18 protein-coding genes and 1 riboswitch are annotated in these 22,130 nt (G+C 44.0%); of the genes, 17 read left to right on the top strand and 1 reads right to left on the bottom strand.

Annotated features, from left to right (window positions below):
- Nucleotides 1–84: 84 nt before the first annotated feature.
- The 8 genes from gshB (at nucleotide 85) to lpxC (ending at nucleotide 9,444) form a co-directional block, all read left to right on the top strand.
- On the top strand, nucleotides 85–1,029 hold the full coding sequence (gshB, locus tag ACEO2X_RS04340; protein WP_004974228.1) for a glutathione synthase: 945 nt from the start codon (nucleotides 85–87) through the stop codon (nucleotides 1,027–1,029).
- Between the two features lie 319 nt (nucleotides 1,030–1,348).
- Nucleotides 1,349–2,452: an undecaprenyldiphospho-muramoylpentapeptide beta-N-acetylglucosaminyltransferase gene (gene murG, locus ACEO2X_RS04335; RefSeq protein ID WP_004974229.1), complete on the top strand. Its 1,104-nt coding sequence runs from the start codon at nucleotides 1,349–1,351 to the stop codon at nucleotides 2,450–2,452.
- A 3-nt stretch (nucleotides 2,453–2,455) separates the two neighbouring features.
- Nucleotides 2,456–3,904, top strand: coding sequence for a UDP-N-acetylmuramate--L-alanine ligase (gene murC / locus ACEO2X_RS04330; RefSeq protein ID WP_179990852.1), 1,449 nt, complete (start codon nucleotides 2,456–2,458; stop codon nucleotides 3,902–3,904).
- A gap of 56 nt (nucleotides 3,905–3,960) precedes the next feature.
- Entirely contained in the window at nucleotides 3,961–4,890 is a 930-nt protein-coding gene (locus ACEO2X_RS04325; protein WP_104852724.1) for a D-alanine--D-alanine ligase, read from the top strand.
- Between the two features lie 2 nt (nucleotides 4,891–4,892).
- The gene (locus ACEO2X_RS04320) at nucleotides 4,893–5,747 is read left to right on the top strand and encodes a cell division protein FtsQ/DivIB (RefSeq protein WP_004974235.1); all 855 of its coding nucleotides are present in this window, start codon (nucleotides 4,893–4,895) and stop codon (nucleotides 5,745–5,747) included.
- Between the two features lie 67 nt (nucleotides 5,748–5,814).
- Complete coding sequence (ftsA, locus tag ACEO2X_RS04315) at nucleotides 5,815–7,077, top strand: cell division protein FtsA (RefSeq protein WP_371971123.1); 1,263 nt, start codon at nucleotides 5,815–5,817, stop codon at nucleotides 7,075–7,077.
- Nucleotides 7,078–7,236: 159 nt separating this feature from the next.
- Nucleotides 7,237–8,418 (top strand): cell division protein FtsZ, encoded by a 1,182-nt coding sequence (gene ftsZ / locus ACEO2X_RS04310; protein ID WP_004974238.1) that lies wholly within the window; start codon nucleotides 7,237–7,239, stop codon nucleotides 8,416–8,418.
- A gap of 123 nt (nucleotides 8,419–8,541) precedes the next feature.
- Nucleotides 8,542–9,444 (top strand): UDP-3-O-acyl-N-acetylglucosamine deacetylase, encoded by a 903-nt coding sequence (gene lpxC / locus ACEO2X_RS04305; protein WP_004974240.1) that lies wholly within the window; start codon nucleotides 8,542–8,544, stop codon nucleotides 9,442–9,444.
- A gap of 97 nt (nucleotides 9,445–9,541) precedes the next feature.
- On the opposite strand, the gene ACEO2X_RS04300 is transcribed toward lpxC, so the two are convergent.
- Entirely contained in the window at nucleotides 9,542–9,982 is a 441-nt protein-coding gene (locus ACEO2X_RS04300) for a DciA family protein (RefSeq protein WP_004974242.1), read from the bottom strand.
- A 106-nt stretch (nucleotides 9,983–10,088) separates the two neighbouring features.
- On the opposite strand from ACEO2X_RS04300, the gene ACEO2X_RS04295 reads away from it, so the two are divergent.
- From ACEO2X_RS04295 to pdxH, 9 genes are all read left to right on the top strand, one after another.
- Complete coding sequence (locus ACEO2X_RS04295; protein ID WP_004974246.1) at nucleotides 10,089–10,772, top strand: M23 family metallopeptidase; 684 nt, start codon at nucleotides 10,089–10,091, stop codon at nucleotides 10,770–10,772.
- A gap of 368 nt (nucleotides 10,773–11,140) precedes the next feature.
- On the top strand, nucleotides 11,141–13,843 hold the full coding sequence (gene aceE / locus ACEO2X_RS04290; protein ID WP_096901655.1) for a pyruvate dehydrogenase (acetyl-transferring), homodimeric type: 2,703 nt from the start codon (nucleotides 11,141–11,143) through the stop codon (nucleotides 13,841–13,843).
- 2 nt (nucleotides 13,844–13,845) lie between these two features.
- On the top strand, nucleotides 13,846–15,825 hold the full coding sequence (locus ACEO2X_RS04285) for a 2-oxo acid dehydrogenase subunit E2 (protein ID WP_179988751.1): 1,980 nt from the start codon (nucleotides 13,846–13,848) through the stop codon (nucleotides 15,823–15,825).
- 98 nt (nucleotides 15,826–15,923) lie between these two features.
- Nucleotides 15,924–16,083, top strand: a riboswitch (yybP-ykoY riboswitch).
- A 72-nt stretch (nucleotides 16,084–16,155) separates the two neighbouring features.
- A complete protein-coding gene (locus tag ACEO2X_RS04280; protein ID WP_004974251.1) occupies nucleotides 16,156–16,731 on the top strand; it encodes a TMEM165/GDT1 family protein in 576 nt (191 codons plus the stop codon).
- 185 nt (nucleotides 16,732–16,916) lie between these two features.
- Nucleotides 16,917–17,714, top strand: coding sequence for an MBL fold metallo-hydrolase (locus ACEO2X_RS04275; RefSeq protein ID WP_004974253.1), 798 nt, complete (start codon nucleotides 16,917–16,919; stop codon nucleotides 17,712–17,714).
- A gap of 106 nt (nucleotides 17,715–17,820) precedes the next feature.
- Entirely contained in the window at nucleotides 17,821–18,186 is a 366-nt protein-coding gene (locus tag ACEO2X_RS04270) for a YkgJ family cysteine cluster protein (protein WP_004974255.1), read from the top strand.
- A gap of 328 nt (nucleotides 18,187–18,514) precedes the next feature.
- Nucleotides 18,515–19,981 carry an IMP dehydrogenase gene (guaB, locus tag ACEO2X_RS04265; protein ID WP_004974257.1) on the top strand — a complete coding sequence of 489 codons (1,467 nt, stop codon included), beginning with the start codon at nucleotides 18,515–18,517 and terminating at the stop codon, nucleotides 19,979–19,981.
- A 142-nt stretch (nucleotides 19,982–20,123) separates the two neighbouring features.
- Nucleotides 20,124–21,455: a phosphoglucosamine mutase gene (gene glmM, locus ACEO2X_RS04260; protein ID WP_131261207.1), complete on the top strand. Its 1,332-nt coding sequence runs from the start codon at nucleotides 20,124–20,126 to the stop codon at nucleotides 21,453–21,455.
- A 12-nt stretch (nucleotides 21,456–21,467) separates the two neighbouring features.
- On the top strand, nucleotides 21,468–22,124 hold the full coding sequence (pdxH, locus tag ACEO2X_RS04255; protein ID WP_131261206.1) for a pyridoxamine 5'-phosphate oxidase: 657 nt from the start codon (nucleotides 21,468–21,470) through the stop codon (nucleotides 22,122–22,124).
- Nucleotides 22,125–22,130 lie beyond the last annotated feature (6 nt).

The raw sequence follows: 22,130 nt of genomic DNA, 5'->3' as shown, positions 1-22,130 counted from the left end.
AAAGCGTTACGAAAATTGCAGCAAAACCAAAGCCAAACTCCGCTATACTTTTGCTTATTCAATTCTTCAAAAGAGCACCGAAATATGCGCGTACTTGTTGTGATGGATCCCATCGAAAGTGTCAATTTGAAAAAAGACTCAACCATGGCGATGTTATGGGCGGCAAGCCGTCGTGGGCATACCTTGGGCTATGCATTACAGCAAGACTTATATATTGATCAGGGCAAGGCATTTGGTCTGATTGCATCGCTCAAAGTCTTTGAAGATTATAACCATTATTACGAATTGGGCGAAAAACGCAAAGAATCCTTAGCTGATTATGATGTCATTCTCATGCGTAAAGACCCGCCTTTTGACATGAATTTCGTTTATACCACATATATTTTAGAGCAAGCTGAACGCGAAGGCGCATGGATCATCAACAAGCCGCAAAGCCTGCGTGACTGTAATGAAAAGCTGTTTGCGACTCAATTCCCAGAACTACAAGTTCCGACATTGGTCACTTCACAACAAAGCCTGATTCGTGAATTTATTCAGCAACATGGTGATGTGATCGTTAAACCGCTCGATGGCATGGGCGGCATGGGAATTTTCCGTTTGTACCAAGATGGGGTCAATATTGGCTCAACCATTGAAATTCTGACCAACAACGGCACTCAGCCAATCATGGCGCAGCGCTATATTCCAGAAATTGTAGATGGTGATAAACGCATCCTCATGGTTAATGGTGAGCCTGTGCCTTATTGTTTGGCACGAATTCCACAAAATGGCGAAGTGCGTGGCAACTTAGCTGCAGGTGGTTTAGGCGAAGCACGTCCATTGACTGAAAATGACAAAGCCATTGCCGCCAAAGTCGGGCCATTTTTACGTGAAAAAGGCTTGGTTTTTGTCGGATTAGATGTGATTGGCAACTATGTCACTGAAATCAACGTGACCAGTCCAACGTGTATTCGTGAAATTGATGCACAGTTTGGTACATCCATTGCCGATGATTTATTTACCGTACTTGAAGCAGGTCGTCCCAACTAAGTTTGGGCTTTATGCTCACTGTATCAATACAAAAGCCGTTTTCTATTTGAAAGCGGCCTTGTTTTTAGAGACGTGGATACAAAAAACAACTTAAACACTTTGCAAAATAGATCAATCAAAGCAGGTAAAATTGAATAAAACTTAACATTTTCCGTAGATTAATAATAAAACTAGTTTAAACTTGAAAATCTGTAGAAAAAAACAATCAAGCACTTGGTGAAAAAAAGTAAATAACCTTTCAAGCCCATGCGTTTGTGATTACAATTGATAGCTTATACAAGATTTTTATTTGCCTTATTTTGAGTTGAAGAATTAAACCGTGACTGACGCACAGCAACAACAGCCTAAACATGTCATGATGATGGCCGCAGGTACAGGTGGACATGTTTTTCCCGCTTTGGCCGTCGCAAAACAATTACAGCAACAAGGGATTCAAGTGTCATGGTTGGCGACCCCAACGGGCATGGAAAATCGTCTGCTTAAAAATCATAATATCCCAATTTACCAAATTAATATTCAAGGTGTACGTGGCAACGGTTTGATCCGTAAACTGGCTGCACCATTTAAAATTTTAGGCGCAACGCTCAGTGCTGTGCGTTACATGAAGCAATTAAAAGTTGATGCTGTTGCAGGTTTTGGTGGTTATGTGGCAGGGCCAGGTGGCTTGGCAGCACGTGCTTTGGGTATTCCTGTGCTGATTCACGAACAAAATGCAGTTGCGGGTTTTACCAACACTCAATTGTCACGTGTGGCAAAAACCGTGTGTCAGGCTTTCCCAAATACCTTTCCAAACAGTAACAAAATTGTCACCACAGGCAACCCTGTTCGTGAAGAAATCACTGCGACCTTAAGCCCTGCATGGCGCTATCAGGAACGTGAAAAAGCAGGCTTGCCAATTCGTATTTTAATTGTGGGTGGTTCACTAGGTGCACAAGCCTTAAATGAATGTGTACCTGAAGCGTTAAAGCAACTAAATGTCGCTTTAGATGTTTATCATCAATGTGGGCAAAACCATGCCGAAGCGACGCAGGCACGTTATGCACACAAGCCTGACCATTTACAGGTTGAGGTACAGCCTTTTATTGAAGATATGGCCAAAGCCTATAGTGATGCCGATTTAATTATTTGTCGTGCGGGCGCACTCACGGTAACCGAGGTCGCGACTGCAGGTGTTGCAGCAGTATTTGTACCATTGCCTAGTGCGGTGGATGATCACCAAACTGCCAATGCCAAGTTTTTAGCCGATCTTGGTGCAGCAAAAATCTGTCCGCAAGCTAGCATGACACCTGAAAGTTTAACAACATTATTAACCCCGTTAATGAATCGTCAATTGTTGTCTGAAATGGCGGTCAAAGCCCGTCAGCAGGCGCAGCCTGATGCAACTCAACACGTGGTTCGTCTTATTCAAGCATTGTTCGAGTAAAATATGTCTCCATCTACACCCGCTGATCAAGCGAAAAAATTAATCAAAGTGCCTGAAATGCGCCGTATCAAACACATTCATTTTGTGGGTATTGGTGGCGCGGGGATGTGTGGTATTGCCGAAGTCTTGAAAAACCAAGGCTATAAAGTGTCGGGTTCAGACATCAAAGCTTCAAAAACCACAGCGCAATTAGAAGAAAATGGCATCAAGGTTTATATTGGGCATGCGGCAGAGAATATTAAAGGCGCCAATGTGTTGGTGGTGTCTACTGCAATTGACCCAGAAAACCCAGAAATTAAAACAGCAATTGACACCCGTATTCCTGTGGTGCGTCGTGCTGAAATGCTGGGCGAGTTGATGCGTTACCGTCATGGTATTGCAGTCGCGGGTACACATGGTAAAACCACCACTACCAGTTTAATCACCTGTATGTTGGCCGAAGAAAACATGGATCCAACCTATGTGATTGGTGGTTTGCTAAACCGTACTGGGGTCAATGCAGCATTGGGTGCTAGCCGTTATATCGTGGCAGAAGCCGATGAATCTGATGCATCGTTCTTATTCCTAGAGCCAATGGCGGCTGTGGTGACCAATATTGATGCCGACCACATGGACACCTATGGTGGTAGTTTCGATACCTTAAAAGATACCTTTATTCAATTTTTGCACAAACTGCCATTCTACGGTTTGGCTGTGGTGTGTGGTGATGATGCCAATATTCGTGAAATCATGCCGCGTATCGGGCGCCCTGTATTGACCTATGGTTTTAATGAAGACAACGATATTCGTGCCATTGATGTCGATCAAGACGGCATGCGCACACACTTTACTGTACTGCGTAAAGACCGCGAACCGTTACGCGTGACGGTGAATCAACCGGGGCTGCATAACGTATTGAATGCCTTGGCTGCAATTGGAATTGCCACCGATGAAGGCGTTTCTGATGGTGCAATTTGCCGTGCTTTAGAAGGCTTTAGCGGTGTCGGTCGTCGTTTCCAAGTACAAGGTGAGTTTGAGGTAGCAGACGGCAATGTGAAATTGGTAGATGACTACGGACATCACCCGAAAGAAGTGGAAGCCACCATTAAAGCTGCGCGTCAAAGTCATCCTGATCGCCGTTTGGTGATGTTGTTCCAACCACACCGTTTTAGTCGCACCCGTGACTGTTTTGATGACTTTGTGGAAGTGTTGTCACAAGTCGATCAATTGTTATTGCTCGATGTTTATCCTGCGGGTGAAAAACCAATTGTTGGCGCAGATAGCCGTACTTTGGCACGCAGTATTCGTTTGCGTGGTCAGGTTGAGCCAATTTTGGTCGATCCAAATGACGGCAACCTACCGAATATTGTGAAACAAGTGTTACAGGCCAATGACTTGTTATTGACCCAAGGTGCAGGTAATGTGGGGGCGATTTCAATCGAGCTTGCACAAAACCATTTATATTTAAAATAATCACAACCTGTGATGTTTGAATTTGATCGACCAGTTTAAAGTTTAAGGATATAAACGTGTCAAATGCTTCAAAGTTCGGCAAAGTTGCCGTGTTATTGGGTGGAAAATCTGCTGAGCGTGAGGTTTCTCTAGACAGCGGTCAAGCAGTACTCGAAGCACTGCTACGTTCTGGGGTCAATGCAGAAGCATTTGATCCACAAACACGTAGCGTGACCGAATTGGTCAATTATGATCGTGCCTTTATTGTGTTACACGGGCGCGGTGGTGAAGATGGTCAAATTCAAGGTGTTTTGGAATGGTTGAATATTCCATACACGGGTACGGGCGTGCAAGGTTCAGCCATTGGCATGGACAAAGTGAAGACCAAGCAAATTTGGCAAGGTTCTGACTTGCCAACTGCGCCATATCGTATTGTTAGCAAAGATTCCAATATTGAAGACGTGGTTGTCGAATTGGGTTTACCACTCATCATCAAGCCTGTACATGAAGGTTCAAGTATTGGCATGAGCAAAGTCGAAAAAGTAGAAGACTTTGCCGATGCTGTAGCGAAAGCAACTGCACATGACGCTATTGTTATGGCTGAAAAATGGATTACAGGACGTGAATTTACCATCGTGCTGTTAAATGGTCAGGCTTTACCGATTATTCGTTTAGAACCACCGAAAGATGTGGCGTTCTATGATTATGAAGCCAAATATCAACGTAATGATGTGCAATACGGTATTCCGTGTGGTTTAAGCACTGCCGAAGAGCAACAGTTACAAGCTTTGGCATTACGTGCCTTCCAAGCCGTGGGTGCAAGTGGCTGGGGTCGTATTGATGCCATGCAAGATGAGAACGGCAATTTCTGGCTATTGGAAGTGAATACCGTGCCGGGAATGACCAGCCACTCTTTAGTTCCGAAAGCGGCAAATGCAGTCGGCTATAGTTTTGATGAGCTGTGTGTGGCAATTTTGGCACAAACCCTTACAGGTGAAGCACACTAAATATGGCTCAACTTCCTGCATCCTTGCGCCGTAAACGGGCAGCGATTACCTCGATTCATGACAAACCGCCAACAGCCAAAGAAAAGCTGATTCATTTTGGCGGTTGGGTAATGCTGTGCGTTGCGGTGCTCGTGTTGGCAGTGGGTGCGTACGGGCTATACAAAGTCATGACCGATGCACAAATTGCCAAGCTAGATGTAGTGGGTACACGTTCAGATGCGGAACACCGCCAAGTGATGACGCATGTGAACCCTGTAATGACCAAGAACTATTTCACCTCTGACCTAGAGCAAATCCGCGATACCGCTTTGGAGTTGTCTTGGGTAGATCGAGTGGTGGTTTCACGTGCGTGGCCGAATGCTATTCGTGTGCGGGTTATGCCGCGTCATCCAATTGCACGTTGGGGGACAGGTCGTTTGCTCAGTGACAGCGGTGAAGTCTTTACCGAGGTCACGCCACAAAATAATCAACATTTACCGTTATTACACGGGCCAACGCATCAATCTAAAATGATGATGCGTCGTTATAATGAAATTAACCAATTATTCTTACCCGTCAACGATCGTTTAAAAGAACTATATTTAACAGAACGTATGACGTGGTTTATGCAGTTTGATTCAGGTCTACGTGTTATTGTAGATAAAGATCAAACCATGAGTAAGCTGCAGCGCTTGGGGCATCTTGCACAAAGTGATTTGAAACCTGTATGGTCTAAAATATCCGCCATCGATTTGCGTTATCGCAATGGTTTAGCCATTCAATGGAAAAACTCAATTCCGCCAAAAATTGCAAATGGTCACTTTGTTGTAACGATTGATGACACAAGCATTGCAGAGGGAATAAGAGCAAAGCCATAATATTGGGCTTTAAAAAAATAGAGGCATTAAGCCATAAATTAAACATACTGGTAATGGTAGTGAATAAATGAGTGAAGCTGTTCCCTCGGTTGTTGCGATTGACATTGGGACGCACAAAGTTTCAGTTTTGATTGCTAAGGTCCATGCGCCAGACAATATCCAAGTCATTGGTATGGCCACCGCACGTAATCGAGGCATGAGTAAAGGAAAAATTGTCAGTCTCGATAAAGTGATTACTGCAATTAAAAATGCCGTGCAAGAAGCAGAAGATATGGCGGAATGCCGTGTGCATTCGGCATGGATTTCTATTCCTAGTGCAGAGCTAAAAAGCTTTTATGCTTCAGGTCGCACACCTATTGAAAGTAGTGATCACACCATTACCACCAGTGAAGTGGTACGCGCATTGGACTTGGCCAAAGCCAGTCACCTCACCTCAGACCATTATTTGGTGAGCGCAGTACCACTCGGTTTCGATTTAGATGATTCGGGTGAATGGGTACAAAACCCAATTCGTATGTCAGCACATAGCATGACAGGGCATTATCAATTGATGATGTTGCCTATTAGCACCATGCAGAATTTAGACCGTGCTTTAAAAGGTGCCAATATTGGTGTCGAAAAAATGGTGGTGTCAAATTTAGCCACTGCAGAAGCCAGTCTGCTTAAAGATGAAAAAGAATACGGTGTGTGTCTGGTAGATATTGGCGCAGGTACGACCAGTATTGCAGTTTATTTAGATGGACGTTTGGCCTTGGCACACACTTTGCAGCGTGGTGGTGAGCATGTCACCCGCGATATTGCAGCGGTGTTACAAACCACAACTGAAGAAGCTGAACGGATTAAGCTATTGTATGGCTGTGTAGATATGAAAGTGGTCAAACCTGATCACATGATTCAGATTCAGGGCATTGATGGGCCGCAAACCATTAGCCGTATTGAACTGGCGGAAATTATTATTGCGCGTTATGAAGAAATTTTTGCACAAATTCGTCAGGAACTCGAAAAGAGCGGTGCCATTCATGGTTTATATCATGGTGTGGTTTTGGCGGGTGATGCCTCACAAATTGAAGGCATGATCAGATTGGTACGTCGTATGTTGGGTGTTTCGGCACACTTGGGGAATCATCCTTCACAAGTTTATGCCGATGAACCGCATCAGGCCGCCTTACGCCGTTCACAATATGCAACAGCTTCAGGCTTATTGCTTTATAGTCAAAACTATACTCAAGACACGATTGTAGAACATGAAGACCCTGAAACCTTATCGGTTTGGGGGCGTGTCGGACGGGCATGGTCTGGCTTGAACGAAAAGTTAAAATCTATTTTTTAGTTGAGTTTTTTGGGAATGTTGTTAGGAAGTTGTACGGATCATCACTGGTACTTGACAAGCCAGAAGTTGAACAGCATTCTTAAAAATAATTTTTATGAAGATCAAGGCAGTATACGGGCTTAAGTGACTGCCAATAACGTATTAGGAAATCTAAAGGTCATGGCCTCATTTGAATTTATAGATGATCAAACCGATAGCAACGGTCAAGCCCGTTTCACTGTGTTTGGTGTGGGTGGTGCAGGTGGTAACGCTGTGCAGCACATGCTTGAGTCGGATATTCAGGGTGTAAAATTTGTTTGTGCCAATACGGACAAACAAGCATTGGATCGCATGAATTCGCAATTCAAAATCCAGCTAGGTGAGCAAAGCACACGTGGTTTAGGCGCGGGCGGTGATCCTCAAGTGGGTCAAACTGCAGCGGAAGAAAGCCGCGAGCTGATCTGTCAGCAACTTGAAGGCACAGACATGGTGTTTGTGACTGCAGGGATGGGCGGTGGTACAGGTACAGGTGCTGCGCCAGTTGTGGCTGAAATTGCCAAAGAAATGGGCATTTTGACTGTTGGTGTGGTGACTACGCCATTTAACTTTGAGGGTAAGCGTCGCTTACTTTCTGCGGAAAAAGGGATTGCGGCATTAGAACAGCATGTAGACTCTTTAATCATTATTCCAAACCAGCGTTTAATGAAAGTTTACCGCGACATTTCAATGAAAGATGCGTATAAAAAAGCCGATGACGTTTTGTTGAACGGTGTACGCAGTATTTTTGATTTGGTGGTACGTCCAGGTCACATCAACCTAGACTTTGCTGACTTGAAAACTGCGATGAGTACGCGCGGTTATGCGATGATGGGTGTTGGTTCAGGTCGTGGTGAAAACCGTGCGCGTCAAGCGGCTGAACAAGCGATTCGTAGCCCATTGCTCGATAGCGTAACCATTGCCAATGCCAAAGGCTTGTTGATTAACGTAACGGGTGGTGATGATGTGACCTTCGGTGAAATCGAAGAGATCATGGACGTGATTCATCAACTTTCAGATACCGAACAAACCCAAGTATTCTACGGTACGGTATTTGATCCTGAAGCGCGTGACGAAATTAGCGTGACTGTTATTGCTACTGGTTTAGCGCGTAACACAGGCGATACACCAGAGCCTGCAAAACGCACCGTGACACAAACCACTTCTGCAGCACCAACAGCGGCAGTAGAAGAAGATGATGTGCCTGCAATTCAGCGTCAGCAGGCAGAAACTGCGCCTGCAATTAGTGCGACAACAACATCAGGCTCTGCGCGTCCAACGCCAATGAGTATTCAAGACTATTTGAAAAATCAGCAGCGTAAATAAGCCAAGATCCTCAATTTCATTGTGTGATCGGGAAAAGGCAGTTTTAAACTGCCTTTTTTGTTTTTTATCAATGGCTAAATATGCTAACGTATAGCGGTTTTAAAATTTAGATGAATTGAGAACATGCTGAAACAACGTACCCTACAACGTGTCGTCAAGGCGAGCGGTATTGGTCTGCACAGTGGTCAAAAAGTATTGATCAACTTTGTGCCGCATCATGCCGATGGGGGAATTGTGTTTCGTCGTATCGATTTAAATCCGCCTGTCGATATTCCAGCCGATGCCATGCTGATTCAAGAAGCATTTATGTGCTCGAATTTGGTTCAGGATAATGCCAAAGTTGGCACTATTGAGCATGTTATGAGTGCAATTGCAGGGTTGGGCATTGATAACTTGATTATTGAAGTGTCTGCCTCTGAAGTGCCCATTATGGACGGCAGTGCAGGGCCTTTTATTTATTTGTTGATGCAGGGTGGTTTAAAAGAACAGGATGCTGCGAAAAAGTTCATCAAAATTTTAAAACCTGTAGAAGCTTTAATTGACGATAAACGTGCGGTGTTCAGTCCGCATGAAGGTTTTCAGCTCAATTTCACCATCGACTTTGATCATCCTGCCTTTAAAAAAGAATATCAGTCTGCCACCATCGATTTTTCTACAGAAACCTTTGTCTATGAAGTCAGTGGCGCACGTACTTTTGGCTTTATGAAAGATTTGGACTATTTAAAAGCCAATAATTTGGCTTTGGGTGCGAGTTTAGATAATGCCATTGGGGTAGATGATACAGGCGTGGTCAATGAAGAAGGCTTGCGCTTCTCGGACGAGTTTGTACGGCATAAAATTTTAGATGCTGTGGGGGATTTGTACTTGCTTGGACATCAAATTATTGCCAAGTTTGATGGTTATAAATCAGGACATGCCTTAAATAATCAGTTATTACGCAATGTTCAGAGCGATCCAAGCAGTTATGAAATTGTAACATTTGATGACATAAATTCTTGCCCGATCACTTTTGTGCATGTGACATAAGTCATTGTCTTTTCTTACTACGTTATAATGTAACAACAATAATATGTGAATTTCATCACAAATTTGAGCACGAGTTTTTGGCGTTTTCTGCAAACAATTATTTTTTATTGCTTGCCAAACGTAACAAAGCTTGGCTAAGCTTAGGGTCGCTCACAAAGTCAGCAGCACCTCGTAACATATCTTGAGTTTCTGGACTAAGTGTTCTTAAAGGCTTTTCGCTTTTTGGGGGCGTTTGAGATTCAACTCTTAAACGAACTTGAATTTTTTGTATGTCTTTCAGTTCATGCAGTTGTGACAGTTGAGTAATGTATTGCTTTTGCAAATAAGCAAGTTGACTGACCATCGCTTGATTCGTTCCAGTAATGGTTAAGACACCTTGTTGATAACAAACCACCTGCCATTGCTCTGGTTGCGGCAGTAAAGGTTGAATAAGTTTGCCAAGTTTCTGCCATGCAGCAACTTGGGTTGAGAGAAACGTTAGGTTTCCTGTTTTTATGTGTTTTCTTGTTTGTTGAAAGAGATTCACAGGTTCGGACATACATCATTCCTTCATGTTTATGCCCTAATCTTATGCGCTCCTTTCAGTAGATATCAAGGAAGAGATCACAAGGAACTTCAAGTAAGAACAGTTAAGAGGTTTTTTTATGCATTCGCGCCGTATTTTATTAGCGTTTTCACTGGCAGCTTCGGCAGCATCTGTCGCATTTGCTGATTTAGTTGAGTTAGATTCTCAAAATTCATCGACTGATCGTATTGAGCAATTAACCCGCACCTTGTCACAAGGTTCTTATACAGAAACACAAGACATTGATGTTCCTGCACAAACGCAGATGACCGTTAAGCTTCGTGAAAAGACTACAGAATTAAACAATGCGTCTTTAGCAAAAAAATACGGTACCAATACCAGCACCCGTTTTGCTTCTTCAAATCCTTATGCTTGGTTAGTGTCACATCCATTACCAAATGCACGTATTAGCTCGAACTATGGCGGTCGTGTCATGAGTGGTCGTGCTGAAAACCATTCTGGCTTAGACCTTGCTGCACCAAGCGGTACTCCAATTTATGCGACTGGCCCAGGTATTGTGACCAAGTCAGGCTGGGGCACAGGTTATGGTCAATATGTAGAAATTAACCACGGTAATGGTTATATCACGCGCTACGCACACGCTTCACGTTTAATTGCACGTGTGGGTGACCGTGTAGATGCAGGCGAACATATTGCCAACGTGGGTTGTACAGGTCGTTGTACAGGTCCTCACTTACATTATGAAGTAGTGAAAGATGGTCAACGTAAGAACCCTTCTACCTATTTAGCAATGTTGCCGTAATGTTTTGGCTAGAAATTCATGCTCTAGCCACACTCACTGTAAACTACACGCGAACTACAAATTAAAACATGAAATTAAAGCGGCAAAGGTCGCTTTTCTTTATACTCACGTTTTAGCTTTTAGCGAAATCTAGTGAGACATTTCAGACATCAACTTATCACCTAAAAAAATAATAACACGCAGTATCTGCTTTATTGTATAAAAAACCGCCTAAATTGGCGGTTTTTTGTTATTTGCTGTAAGAATGTGTCAATGACTATTTATTTTCTAAATAGTATGCAGGATATGCATTTAAGATTAGCCATATCTACTAAAGTCTAAATTATGATACATATAAAGCATACGATTAGGCTTAGGAATAGTGAATTATGGCGTTTTACGGTGATACGGACTCACAAGAAACCCAAGAATGGCAAGACGCCTTTGATGCTGTGTTACAACATATGGGTACTGAACGGGCAGCATTTTTACTCGAAAAACTGTACCAACGTGCAATTGCAAAGCATGTACCCATTCAGCGATTAAATACTCCTTACCTCAATACCATTTCAGTGGAAGAACAACCTGCCATGCCGGGCGATCAGGATATGGAGCGTCGTATTCGCGCCCTGATTCGCTGGAATGCGTTGGCAATGGTATTGCGTGCCAATAAAACAGGTGATGATTTAGGTGGTCACCTTGCAAGTTTCGCATCTTCAGCAACATTGTATGATGTTGGTTTTAACCATTTCTTCCGTGCCAATAGTGATCATTTTGGCGGTGATATGATCTACTACCAAGGTCACTGTGCACCCGGTATTTATGCCCGTTCATTTTTAGAAGGGCGTTTAACCGAAGATCAATTGAATAATTTCCGCCGTGAAGTGGGCGGTAACGGTTTACCTAGCTATCCACATCCTTATTTAATGCCTGACTATTGGCAGTTCCCAACGGTGTCGATGGGTCTGGGTCCAATCATGTCAATTTATCAGGCACATATTCAAAAATACTTAATGAACCGCGGTTTAATTAAAGAAGAAGACCGTAAAGTCTGGGCATATCTAGGCGATGGTGAAATGGATGAGCCAGAAAGTTTGGGTGCAATTTCACTGGCAGGTCGTGAAAAGCTAGATAACCTGATTTGGGTGGTGAACTGTAACTTACAGCGTTTAGATGGCCCTGTACGCGGTAACGGTAAAATCATTCAAGAACTTGAGTCGTTATTCCGTGGCGCAGGTTGGCGCGTGATTAAAGTGGTCTGGGGGCGTCATTGGGATGCTTTATTAGACAAAGACGACACAGGTGCATTAAGAGCCATTATGGAAGAAGCGGTGGATGGTGATTATCAGCGCTTGCAAGTGAAAGGTGGTGCATACGCTCGTGAGAAATTCTTTGGTAAATATCCTGAAGCCAAAGAATTGGTCAAAGATTTAAGCGATGAAGATATTGATAACCTGAACCGTGGTGGTCACGATCCGTACAAAGTATTTGCGGCGTATGCTGAAGCATGTAAGGCCAAAGGTCAGCCAACGGTCATTTTAGCCAAAACTGTCAAAGGTTATGGTTTGTCTGATGAAATTGAAGCGGTGAACAAAACCCACCAAATCAAAAAAATGCAGTTGGATTCTTTAAAATATGTACGTGACCGCTTCAACTTGCCATTTAGCGATGAGCAACTTGAAGAAGTGCCGTTCTATCGTCCAAGTGAAAATTCGCCTGAATTGAAATATATGAAAGCGCGTCGCGAAGCGTTGGGTGGTTATTTGCCTGCGCGTCGTAAAGACAGCGAAGCTTTACAAATTCCTGAATTATCAGTTTTCGATTCAGTCTTGGCAGGTTCAGGTGGCAAAGAACAATCGACCACTATGGTGATGGTGCGTTTGATTTCTGCCCTGCTCAAAGAAAAAGCCATTAAAGACCGTGTGGTACCCATTGTACCCGATGAAGCACGTACTTTCGGTTTAGAAGGCATGTTCCGTCAACTGGGTATTTATGCCGCACATGGGCAAAAATACACCCCTGAAGACCAAGAACAATTGATGCATTATCGTGAAGCCAAAGACGGTCACATGCTGCAAGAAGGCATTAACGAAGCAGGTGCAATGAGTGCTTGGGCAGCTTTGGGTACCAGTTATTCGACCAATAACTTACCAATGATCCCAATGTATATGTATTACTCCATGTTTGGTTTCCAACGTATTGGGGATATTGCATGGGCGGCAGGTGATGCACAGGCGCAAGGTTTCTTGTTGGGTGCCACTGCAGGACGTACCACACTCAATGGTGAAGGCTTGCAACACCAAGATGGTCACTCGCATATTTTAGCCAATACTATTCCAAACTGTGTGTCCTATGACCCATGCTTTGGTTATGAGCTTGCCGTGATTGTGCATGATGGTTTGCAACGCATGTATGTCAATCAGGAGCGCGTGTTCTATTACCTCACCGTAATGAATGAAAACTACGAGCATCCTGAAATGCCACAAGGTGTGGAAGAAGGCATTAAGCGCGGCATGTATTTACTGCAGGAAGATGAAAAAGCCACGGTTCAATTGCTAGGTTCAGGTGTGATTTTGCGTGAAGTCATCAAAGCGGCGAAAATCTTGCGTGAAGAGTATCAAATCCACTCGAATGTCTACAGTGTGACCAGTTTTAATGAATTGGCGCGTGATGGTATGGCGTGTGAAGAATACAACCGTTTGCATCCATTGGCTGAAGAAAGCAAAGAGCCGTGGATCTCACAACAGTTACGTGGCAAAGATGGCATTGTCGTGTCTGCTACCGATCACATGCGCGCCTATAGCGAGCAAATTCGCGGTTACTTGCCAGACAATCGTCCATTTGTTGCCTTAGGTACCGATGGTTATGGTCGTTCCGATACCCGCGGTAACTTGCGTAGCTACTTTGGGGTCGATGCTGCACACATTGTGGTAGCCACCTTGAAAAAACTGGCTGATGAAGGCGAAGTCGATGCGCGTTTGGTCAAAGATGCAATCTCGACATTTGAGTTAGATACAGATCGTCCTGTCGCGTGGGCACCGCAAGCGGTTCCTGAAGTACAAGCGGTTGCTGACTACAAAGAGGAGCACTGATCATGCAAATTCAAACGCCTGATATTGGTGTCGATAAAGCCACTGTTGCAGATATTCTTGTCAAAGTTGGCGACACGATTGCAGTTGATGACAGCATTGTCCTATTGGAATCAGACAAAGCCTCTGTTGAAGTACCCAGCACCGTTGCAGGGGTGGTGAAAAGTATTTTGGTACAACAAGGCGATGAAGTGACTGAAGGTGCGGTGCTGATTGAGTTGGAAACTGAAGCTCAAACGGCAGCTGCTACAGAAGTTGCTGCACCGCAAGCCCAAGTAGATGCTGCACCGAAGCAAGATGCTGAACCAGTGATCGCTGCAGAACCAAGCTCAGCGACATCAAACACTGCGCAAGAAGTAGATGTACAAGTACCTGACATTGGCGTGGAAAAAGCCGTTGTTGGGGAAATTTTAGTACAAGTCGGCGATGCGATTGATGTTGATCAAAGCATTATTGTGGTGGAGTCGGACAAAGCCACAGTAGAAGTGCCGAGTACGGTGTCGGGTACAGTTACCGCTATCCAAATCAATACGGGTGATACCGTAAAAGAAGGTGTGGTGATTCTGAAAGTGAAAACCGCCGCTGCTGCAGTCACACAGGTGGAAACACCTCAAGTGGCATCAGCAGAAGCGGCTGCTGCAACAGCGAGCGCAGCAACTGCATCGGCACCACAAACAACAGCATCAGCACAGGTTGAAGTCGCAGTGCCTGATTTAGGGGTCGATAAAGCCACAGTGGCAGAAATTTTGGTACAAGTGGGCGATACGGTTGCTGCTGACCAAAGTTTGATTGTGGTGGAATCAGACAAGGCTACGGTAGAAGTGCCAAGTACTACTGCAGGCGTGATTCAAGCGATTCATGTAGAATTAGGACAAAGTGTTGCGCAGGGCAATGCATTAGTGACGATAGTAACTGCAAGCGCAGCTGCACCAACAGCAGTTGCAGCAGCTCAAGTTGCCTCTGCACCAAGTACATCGCCAGCAGTCAGTGCTGCATCTACAGCACAAAGCACGACAGTTGCAGCAAGCGCGCATACGAATGTAGACAAATTGAGTAAGGCGCAACATGAAGCCAATGCAAAAGTGTATGCAGGCCCTGCTGTGCGTAAACTGGCACGTGAGTTGGGTGTTGTTTTAGCAGATGTAAACGCCACTGGCCCACATGCGCGTGTACTCAAAGAAGACTTGAAGGCTTATGTCAAAGCGCGTCTTACTGCGCCGCAGACTGTTCCTGTCGCTGCTACAACACAGCAAGTTACAGGTTTGCCAAAGCTACCTGACTTTAGTGCATTTGGTGGTGTGGAAGAAAAAGATTTGACGCGCTTACAACAAGTGTCAATTCCGCAATTGTCCCTGAACAATTACATCCCACAAGTCACGCAATTTGATTTGGCCGATATTACCGAGCTAGAAGCGTGGCGCGGTGAATTGAAAGCCAACTTCAAAAAAGAAGGTGTCAGCCTGACCATTTTGGCGTTCATTGCCAAAGCAGTAGCGCATTTGCTGAAAGATGAGCCATATTTCGCTGCGCATCTGGCAGACGATCAAAAGTCTGTGCTGCTGCGTAAAGAAATCCACATGGGCATTGCGGTGGCAACCCCCGATGGTTTAACCGTGCCTGTACTACGTAATCCAGATCAGAAATCGATTAAACAAATTGCGATTGAACTGGGTGAGTTGAGTCAAAAAGCGCGTGATAAAAAGTTGTCGCCTAAAGATTTACAAGGTGCAAACTTTACCATCACCAGTTTAGGTTCGATTGGCGGTACGGCATTTACGCCGTTGGTGAACTGGCCGCAGGTTGCGATTTTGGGTATTTCACCAGCGACCATGCAGCCTGTCTGGAATGGTGAAGGCTTTGATCCGCGCTTGATGTTGCCATTGTCATTGTCGTATGACCATCGGGTAATTAATGGTGCAGATGCAGCACGTTTTACCCATAAACTGACCCAGTTGTTGGCAGATATTCGTAGCTTGCTGCTCTAAACTCAGAAAAGCTTTATAAAACCCTGCTGCGGCAGGGTTTTTTGTCACTGCCGTTATTCGGCTAAATTTGCTTAACCGCAGTATTCCGTTTAGAATAGCTGTACTTCATTGGGGAGTAGCCGCTTTTTACTAATTTCTGTTTCAACTGAATGCAGTAAAAAGGTGATGGTCAACATATTTGTTCCACAGAACATGGTCATCATAGCAAAGAACCAAGTCTGCTTTTTCAAGCTTTCTTTTGTTGGCAAGACCTTTGATTTATCACTCTGCAGATTTTGGCTAGCAGGAGGGATAGGTCATTGGTATGTGTGCTAGCCAGAGAAAAACATCATGTATGAATTCCTCATCTCGACTGCCATTGTCGCCTTAGCCGAAATGGGTGATAAAACCCAACTATTGGCTTTATTACTCGCGGCACGTTTTCGTAAACCTGCTCCAATCTTGGTTGCTATTTTACTGGCAACACTCATTAACCACGGACTTTCTGCAGTTTTAGGGCAGTGGATTACCACGGTACTTAGCCCAGAAATTTTATTGTGGATTTTGTCTTTAGGTTTTATTGGCATGGCGATTTGGATGCTTATTCCAGACCAGCTAGATGATGAAACTGAAAGCATCAACAAGTGGCAAAAATACGGTGTATTTGGCGCGACCTTTGTATTGTTCTTTTTGGCAGAAATTGGCGATAAAACTCAAATTGCCACAGTGGCTTTAGCCGCACGTTATGACAGCGTGTTTTGGGTCATGCTTGGAACCACTTTGGGGATGATGCTGGCCAATGCACCTGCGGTATTTATTGGCAATAAATTAGCGACCCGATTGCCAATTGCTTTAATTCATAAAATTGGCGCATTGATTTTCTTGATTATTGGTGTGTCGACTTTGGCGCAACATTATTTATTCTAAATTATTCATTAAAATGCATAAATCCTGAGCAAACTGCTCGGGATTTATTTATGTGAATGGTACTGCAATTCACTGATATTTCAGATAATCTGAGCCATTTTATTTATTGTAACTTTCCATAAATAGCTATATGTTATTCAGTGATAGAAAATCTATTTTTAAAATGAAAAAATTGGGGATTGGTTATGGCATTTGACCGTACAACATCGCAGGTCTTATTTGATAATGGGACACATAAATGTATTAGTTTTACCAGTTTGGTCAAAGGTGAAGGTGTTCAGGCCAACCAATTTCTGATCATTGATAATAACCGTGCCGCAGTGCTAGACCCAGGTGGCGACCTGACCTATGTACCACTGACCATGGAATTAAACAAATATACCCGTTTGACCAATCTTGACTATGTCATGGCATCGCACCAAGACCCAGACATCATCACTTCAATGCCGCGTTGGTTGGTCTATACCGAAGCAAAAATCGTAGCATCAAAATTGTGGGCGCGTTTCTTGCCGCACTTAAGCTCATCTTTTATGAGCGACCGTATGAAAGGCAACTGGTTAGATCGTTTGGTGGAACTGCCAGATGAAGGTCAGGCAATTCCTTTGGGTGAGTCTAAAATTATTGCTGTGCCTGCGCATTTCTTACACTCTGTTGGTAATTTCCAGTTTTATGATCCTATCGCCAAAATTTTATTTTCTGGTGATATGGGTGCGTCAATGGTGGAAGATGCTTCAATTCCATTGACTGATTTTGCTGCGCATATTCCTGCGATGAAAGGCTTTCATCAGCGCTATATGTGTTCCAATAAAGTGATTCGCCTCTGGGTGAATATGGTACGCACCATGGACGTTGAAATGATTGTGCCGCAACACGGTACGCCATTTGTGGGCAAAGAACAGGTGAATCAATTCTTAGACTGGATTGAAACACTGGAATGTGGCGTCGATTTGATGGACGAACACGTTTTTAGCTGCCCTGAATAAGCGACAAAAAAAGCTGAAAAAACTGTAAAAAAAACTTGAGTGCAAAAACAACTTTTTTTAAGATTTTCGCCCAAAAACGATTTTTTTGATGACGAGAACTTAACGAATGTTGTCTCAAGTACCTACAGCAGATGCCTGCTTAAGCTGCGGCGCGTGTTGCGCTTATTTCCGTGTTTCATTTTATTGGGCTGAAGGCATGAATATGCCTGAGCACTACACGGAACCAGTAACAGCAGTCTATTCATGCATGTGTGGTACCAATCAGAGTCAGCCGCGTTGTGTCGCTTTAGAAGGTGAAGTTGGACAGCAAGTGAGCTGCGGGATTTATGAATTACGCAGCAGCTCTTGTAAAGAAGTGCAAATTGCCGATGATCAATGCAATAAAGCACGTCGTGCGCATAACATGATTCCATTTGTGCAAGTCGATCCAGCCATTTCTGTGAATGATGATGACTTCGATCAAGTGGTTTAATGGTGCTTTAAGTTGTTGATCGCAATCCAGATTGAAAAAGCAAAGCTGCGGCTTTGCTTTTTTTTACGGCTAATTTTGGATAAATAGCCAATCATGGTTCACATTGAAGCGGCTTTATCTGCCTGAAAAATGAAACATCGCAAGTTTTAAACCTGCACGGCTAAAAAGCAAACTAAGGATGAAAACTTCAATTTTTAGATGAAAATTACCGATTTTTTCATGTCGCATCCCCCAGAAGGGCAGAATAAAAAATATTTCTTAGAGAACAAATGAAATTTGTGCCCAGATTTGTTTATAATGGCTCACGGAAATTACCAGTGAGACTGTTATGCTGACCATCGTTCAAGAAGCGTTAACCTTCGATGATGTCTTATTACTCCCTGCCTATTCTACTGTTCTCCCAAAAGATGTCTCCTTAAAGACACGTTTTACGCGCGGCATTGACCTGAATATTCCTTTGGTTTCAGCAGCAATGGATACGGTGACTGAATCTCGTATGGCAATTGCGATGGCGCAAAACGGTGGTATTGGTATTTTGCATAAAAACATGGACATCGTTGCGCAAGCAGCCGAAGTGCGCCGTGTGAAAAAATTTGAAGCGGGTATGGTGAAAGACCCGATTACCGTAACGCCAGAAACTACAGTACGTGAATTGATTGCGCTGACTCAAGCCAATAATATTAGCGGTGTACCTGTAGTAAAAGATGGCAAAGTTGTCGGTATTGTGACAGGACGTGATACACGTTTTGAAACCAACCTTGAGCAACCTGTCAGCAACATCATGACAGGTCAAGATCGTTTAGTGACAGTACGCGAAGACGAATCTAAAGAAAACATTCAAGCTTTATTGCAACAGCATCGTATTGAAAAAGTCTTGGTGGTGAATGACCAGCAGGAATTAAAAGGCTTAATTACGGTCACTGATTTCCGTAAAGCAGAATTGTATCCAAACAGCTGTAAAGATGACTTAGGTCGTTTACGTGTGGGTGCTGCAGTGGGTACAGGCGCAGAAACACCAAGCCGTGTAGAAGCATTGGTTGAAGCAGGTGTCGATGCGATTGTGGTTGATACTGCACACGGTCACTCTGCAGGCGTAATTGAGCGTGTACGTTGGGTAAAAGCTAACTATCCACAAGTTCAAGTAATTGGCGGTAACATTGCAACTGGCGATGCTGCTTTGGCATTGTTAGATGCAGGCGCAGACGCAGTGAAAGTGGGGATTGGCCCAGGTTCAATCTGTACCACACGTATTGTGGCAGGTATTGGTATGCCGCAAATCTCTGCAATTGACGCTGTTGCCAATGCATTGAAAGAACAGATTCCATTAATTGCCGATGGTGGTATTCGCTTCTCTGGTGATATGGCCAAAGCGATTGGTGCAGGTGCAAGTACCATTATGGTGGGTTCATTGCTTGCTGGTACTGAAGAAGCACCGGGCGAAGTTGAATTCTTCCAAGGTCGTTACTACAAAGCATACCGTGGTATGGGTTCATTGGGTGCAATGGCGGGTGCAACAGGTTCTGCAGACCGTTATTTCCAAGACTCGAAAGCAGGTGCAGAAAAACTTGTACCAGAAGGTATTGAAGGTCGTGTACCGTATAAAGGTCCAATGGGTAACATCGTGCATCAAATGATGGGTGGTTTACGTTCATCTATGGGTTATACAGGTTCTTCAACCATTGAAGATCTACGCCAAAATGCTAAATTCGTGAAAATTACTGCAGCAGGTATGCAGGAATCTCACGTGCATGATGTGACGATTACTAAAGAAGCGCCGAACTATCGCGTTGGTTAATATGAACTATCGCGTTGGTTGATATTTAGTAGCATTTTCAAATAAAAGCCGTCATCAATGTGACGGCTTTTTCATTTTTGGTGTAAAGTAACTCGCAGTAAAAAAGTGATGATAAAGATCACCCCTAAGAAGTGAGAACAATATGAGTTATTTTGGTACAGACGGCATTCGAGGGAAGTTTGGAGAGTTACCAATTACACCTGATTTTGCATTAAAACTAGGTTTTGCAGCAGGTAAAGTTTTAAAAAAACACACCAAAAAAAATAAACCTATTGTGGTATTAGGTAAAGATACACGTCTTTCAGGCTATATTTTAGAAGCAGCATTACAGGCGGGTTTAAATGCCGCAGGTGTCTATGTGCATTTGCTCGGCCCATTGCCGACGCCCGCTATTGCGCACTTAACCCGCGCTTTGCATGCCAGTTTAGGCATTGTGATTTCAGCATCGCATAATCCGTATTTTGATAACGGGATTAAATTTTTCTCGGGCGAAGGGAAAAAGCTGCCAGATGCCTTGCAAGAAGAAATTAACCAAGAATTGCAGCAAGAATTAAAAATTGATGATACGGCCAACTTGGGTAAAAGCGTTCGTGTTAAAGATGCCAATGGGCGTTACATCGAGTTTTGTAAATCGACCTTTCCATATCATTTAGATTTAAATGACCTCACCATTGTGGTCGATTGCGCCAATGGTGCTGCCTACAATGTTGGCCCTGCGGTATTCCGTGAATTAGGTGCGAAAGTGATTGCCATTCACAATGAGCCAAATGGTTTAAACATCAACGAAAATTGCGGCTCAACCCATCCTGAAAGTTTGCAAAAAGCAGTGCTTGAGCATCAGGCGGACTTGGGTGTTGCATTTGATGGTGATGCAGACCGTGTGATTTTGGTGGATAGTCAAGGCAAGCAAATTGATGGTGACCACATTTTATATATTCTTGCCACACAAGGCTCGAAAAAACCTGCAGGTATTGTTGGGACGTTAATGAGCAATATGGCGCTGGAATTGGCGTTAGAAAAAGCCCAAGTACCATTACTCCGTGCCAATGTCGGTGACCGTTACGTGCTACAAGGTCTGGAAGAAAATGGCTGGGTGATTGGTGGTGAGCCATCGGGGCATATTTTGACTTTGGACAAGAGCACCACAGGTGATGCAATTATTGCTGCCTTGCAAGTGTTAACGGTGATGGTCGAACAAAATAAAGCCCTACATGAATTGGTGGCAGATTTTAAACTGTTGCCAAATGTGCTGGAAAACGTGCGCTTAGCAAATATGTTTGATCCGTATACCGTTCCTGCCTTGGTGGAAGAGTTTGACCGTGCTACGGAACAGCTGAAAGGTCGTGGACGCTTATTGATTCGTAAATCGGGCACTGAACCTGTGATTCGTGTCATGGTGGAAGGTGATGATTTGGCTGAAGTGAAGGCAATGGCGAAAGATTTAGCCGATGCTGTACGTCGTCATGCCGTCTAAAGGGGGTAAATCGTGAGTGATTTAATTAAAGATTTAAGTGAGCTGCGTTTAAGTTACCAAAAAGGTGAATTGCTAGAAGCACAGGTCAGTGCCAATCCGCATATTCAGTTTTTGAATTGGTTTAACCATGCCTTAGAAGCCAAGTTGCATGAACCGTATGCGATGTCATTGGCGACTGCCAATGCGCAAGGTCGTCCGCATGTGCGTACTGTGTTGCTGCGTGGAGCCACCGAAGCAGGCTATGACTTTTATACCAATTATGACAGTCAAAAAGGGTTGGATTTAGCGGCCAATCCTTATGCTGAATTGTTATTTTACTGGCCTGAACTGGAACGTCAGATTCGTGTCAGCGGTTATGTCGAAAAAATTGATGAGCAAGAATCGACAGCGTATTATCACAAACGCCCACGTGACAACCAAATCGCTGCGCATATTAGCACTCCGCAAAGTGGTGTGATTGCCAGCCGTGAAGAACTACAGGCGCGTTTCCAAGACTTGCATGCCCAAGTGGGTGATCAATCTGAATTGCAAAAACCCGTATTTTGGGGTGGCTACCGCTTGCAGCCTGATTATTACGAATTTTGGCAAGGCCGTCCGAACCGTTTGCATGACCGCTTAGCTTATGAAAAAATTGAAGGTGACTGGAAACTACAACGCTTGATGCCTTAAATGACT

Source organism: Acinetobacter sp. AL9, from assembly GCF_041464035.1.
Taxonomy (GTDB): domain Bacteria; phylum Pseudomonadota; class Gammaproteobacteria; order Pseudomonadales; family Moraxellaceae; genus Acinetobacter; species Acinetobacter towneri.
Note: the sequence above shows the minus strand (reverse complement) of the source record. Positions and strands in the feature narration are given on the sequence as shown.

Coding starts and splice junctions, on each gene's coding strand:
- gshB (WP_004974228.1), top strand. CDS start 85: ATGCGCGTACTTGTTGTGATGGATCCCATCGAAAGTGTCAATTTGAAA.
- murC (WP_179990852.1), top strand. CDS start 2,456: ATGTCTCCATCTACACCCGCTGATCAAGCGAAAAAATTAATCAAAGTG.
- ACEO2X_RS04320 (WP_004974235.1), top strand. CDS start 4,893: ATGGCTCAACTTCCTGCATCCTTGCGCCGTAAACGGGCAGCGATTACC.
- ftsA (WP_371971123.1), top strand. CDS start 5,815: ATGAGTGAAGCTGTTCCCTCGGTTGTTGCGATTGACATTGGGACGCAC.
- ftsZ (WP_004974238.1), top strand. CDS start 7,237: ATGGCCTCATTTGAATTTATAGATGATCAAACCGATAGCAACGGTCAA.
- lpxC (WP_004974240.1), top strand. CDS start 8,542: ATGCTGAAACAACGTACCCTACAACGTGTCGTCAAGGCGAGCGGTATT.
- ACEO2X_RS04300 (WP_004974242.1), bottom strand. CDS start 9,982: ATGTCCGAACCTGTGAATCTCTTTCAACAAACAAGAAAACACATAAAA.
- ACEO2X_RS04295 (WP_004974246.1), top strand. CDS start 10,089: ATGCATTCGCGCCGTATTTTATTAGCGTTTTCACTGGCAGCTTCGGCA.
- aceE (WP_096901655.1), top strand. CDS start 11,141: ATGGCGTTTTACGGTGATACGGACTCACAAGAAACCCAAGAATGGCAA.
- ACEO2X_RS04285 (WP_179988751.1), top strand. CDS start 13,846: ATGCAAATTCAAACGCCTGATATTGGTGTCGATAAAGCCACTGTTGCA.
- ACEO2X_RS04280 (WP_004974251.1), top strand. CDS start 16,156: ATGTATGAATTCCTCATCTCGACTGCCATTGTCGCCTTAGCCGAAATG.
- ACEO2X_RS04275 (WP_004974253.1), top strand. CDS start 16,917: ATGGCATTTGACCGTACAACATCGCAGGTCTTATTTGATAATGGGACA.
- ACEO2X_RS04270 (WP_004974255.1), top strand. CDS start 17,821: ATGTTGTCTCAAGTACCTACAGCAGATGCCTGCTTAAGCTGCGGCGCG.
- guaB (WP_004974257.1), top strand. CDS start 18,515: ATGCTGACCATCGTTCAAGAAGCGTTAACCTTCGATGATGTCTTATTA.
- glmM (WP_131261207.1), top strand. CDS start 20,124: ATGAGTTATTTTGGTACAGACGGCATTCGAGGGAAGTTTGGAGAGTTA.